At 59.7% G+C, this 553-nt stretch carries 1 protein-coding gene; it reads left to right on the top strand.

The genetic code is table 11. The features are described 5' to 3' along the window. Positions 1 to 553: MMPL family transporter (locus tag BK660_RS30615; RefSeq protein WP_148057499.1), on the top strand; the 553-nt coding region annotated here is incomplete at both ends.

The raw sequence follows: 553 nt of genomic DNA, 5'->3' as shown, positions 1-553 counted from the left end.
AGGGCATGCTCGACCGCCTCGATGCCTGGCTGCTGGTGAACAAACCGGCCAACCTGGAAGTGACCCACGCCGGCACGCCGTTGATCTGGACCGGGGTGTTGCAGGAAATCACTCAGGGCCAGGTGCTGAGTTTTTCCCTGGCCTTGCTGGTCGTCACGCTGATGATGATGTACTGGCTGAAATCGGTACGCTTGGGAGTGCTGGGCATGTTGACCTTGCTGACTACCTCGGTGACGGTCTACGGCTTCATGTTCCTGTTCGGCATTGAGCTGAACATCGGCACGACGCTGGTGACGTTCCTGGTGGTCGGCGTGGTCGATTACGCGGTGCACCTGCTGTCGCGCATCAAGTTGCTGGTGCAGCAGGGTATCGAGATCGACGCGGCTATCTTGCAGGCGATGCACAGCGTCGGCCGCTCGACGGTGATCAACGTGGTGATCTTCTCCGTGGGCTTCATGGCGCTGCTGTTTTCCGACTTCAAGCCGATTGTCGATCTCGGCGCACTGGTGGCGATGGCGCTGTTTTCCAGCGGGGTCATGACCATTGTCCTGGT

This window comes from Pseudomonas brassicacearum, from assembly GCF_003732265.1.
Lineage (GTDB): Bacteria > Pseudomonadota > Gammaproteobacteria > Pseudomonadales > Pseudomonadaceae > Aquipseudomonas > Aquipseudomonas brassicacearum_D.
Note: the sequence above shows the minus strand (reverse complement) of the source record. Positions and strands in the feature narration are given on the sequence as shown.